Consider the following 2,178-nt stretch of genomic DNA (forward strand, 5'->3'; position numbering starts at 1 on the left):
ACTATCTGGTAAGAAAGATCTAAAAGATATACTAGCTAGGATTTTAAAGCTTAGAAATTTAGAGCTTAAAAAAGATCACACGCTCGAGGGGCTAGCAAGTAAGATAATGGACGTTTTAAAAGAATTTGATGAGAGGACGAAGACAAGAGAGCTTTAAAAAATATAACATAGTAGGCATTCGCTCTAAGCCCTTTTAGACTATAAACTACTAAACATTTTTTATATTTGCCGATATAAGATATATATTTTAAAAGGATTTAGAATGAATATATCACCAAATTTAGAGCCCATAAATATAAATTTACCCAAAGATATGATCTATTCAAGGGTCCTTCTTGGCGTAGATAGAGTGCAAACTTTAGACAATACAAATTTAAAGTCTGAGCTTAAAGAGATCGCTACTAAGCTTATCTCAAATAGCACTTACTCTATCATCCAAAGCGCCAGCACCAGTGGCGTGAAGTCAGAGTATGCTAAAGCAGACAACGGGACAAACGATGCTTTTTCTTATGTGGATATACAAAGAAGAAACTGGGACAAAAAAGACTTTGAAAACAAATATCTCTTTGGTGAAGATGCCTCAGCGCTAAGGAAAGTGGATCAAACTAGCACCTATTTCTCATCTATAAATTCAAAAACTCCCATTAAGCCCATCGCGGCAGCAGATACTAAATTTACAAATTTAAATGACTACGCCTATGAAAAAACGATAAAAACCTCACTGGGTGACGTGGAGGTCTTTTTGGATCTTTATGACGATAATGACAAACTAGGTATAGGCAAGCTAGATGCAAATGGATTTTTATTTAACTTTGATAGCAACAAGGACGGAGTGATAAATTCTGGTGATAAATACTTTGATAAGCTAAAGGTTAGAGGCTACGACAAAGATGGAAATGAGAAAATTTTCAAACTAAGCGAAGTTGTAAGCGAGATAAACCTTAACGACTTTATCAAAAAAGATATTAGAAATTTAAGCCATGAGGCTATGGACTTTGCTAGCAAGAACACAGTTGATTACAGAGTTAGTTTAAATAACTCAAACCCTTATACTCTATTTTCAGCCGAGTATCGCTACCAAAAGATAGACAAAGAAGAGACTAATAAATTTTTCAAAGACCATGCAGACAAAGACAGCTGGGTAGATCTTAGGGATAATAAGATATTTAACGAAGAGAGCGGCTTAAACAACTTTGCCTATGAGAAAGTTGGCTTTGACGGCAAGAAAAAGCTTAGCGAGTTTAACCCTATCATAAAGCCTTCTGGGCCTAAACAAGATGAGAGCTTTTCATACGCAGGCTATCAAAAAGATAGCTTTATGAAATTTTATAACGACTACCAAAAAGAGTCTAGCGCTCATAGCAAAGATGTAGAGTGGATAAGCAAAAATTTAAAAGAAAATGATGTAGAGGATGCAGATGATCTCATCTCAAAGCTAAAAGTCACAAAGTCATCTTATATAATCGCTATGGAGAGTGAGTTTGAAAAAGCGACTGGACTGGAGTTTAGCCTAGAAAATTTAGAAAGAGCAAAGCATGCTTTTGAGAGTGATACTAGCAAGGCAGCAGCTGCGCTAAAGGACACAGACAGCGTAATAGCTATGAAGCTAAATAAAAATGGCACGATCACGCTTAAATTTGATAGCGGAAGAGAGCTAGAGGTAAAAGAAATTTATAGCGACACTGGCAAGCTAATCAGCAAAGATGACAAGGATAGCAAAAGAGCAAGTATAAATTTAGATGCTAAGAGCATGAATGATGTAGAGCTAAATAGACTTGACTTTAAAGATATAGGCATAAAGCAAGATGAGAAGATATCTAGCCTAAAAGAGCTTGGAGCAAAGCTGGTTAAAAACCTCTCTGATAAATTTACAAGTAAATTCCTAATCGGACTTGAAAACGGCAAAAGCATCACCACCAAAGAAATTTACAACATCACCTATCTTGAAAATGACCTAAACTTTAAAGAACTATCTAGTAAAGATAGGCTTTATAAAAAGATAGATGCGAGAGTTTAGGAGTAAATTTATGCAAACTAAAAACCTTTGTAAAATAAAACTTTTCACAAAAAAGACGATATCTTTGGTGTGAGTTAAAGCTAAAAGGATATTAGATGATAAACGCACTTGGTAGCTACCCCTTAAATTTAGAGCAGAACATAAAGGTATCAACCAAAGTT

Annotated in this window: 1 protein-coding gene; it reads left to right on the plus strand. The window is 35.1% G+C overall.

Features of this window, described 5'->3' with window-relative positions; translation table 11 throughout:
* The first annotated feature begins 262 nt into the window (after positions 1-262).
* The gene (locus UNSWCS_RS10675; protein ID WP_021088509.1) at positions 263-2,017 is read left to right on the plus strand and encodes a hypothetical protein; all 1,755 of its coding nucleotides are present in this window, start codon (positions 263-265) and stop codon (positions 2,015-2,017) included.
* Positions 2,018-2,178 lie beyond the last annotated feature (161 nt).

The sequence above is a fragment of the Campylobacter concisus UNSWCS genome (assembly GCF_000466685.1).
Taxonomy (GTDB): Bacteria; Campylobacterota; Campylobacteria; order Campylobacterales; family Campylobacteraceae; genus Campylobacter_A; species Campylobacter_A concisus_A.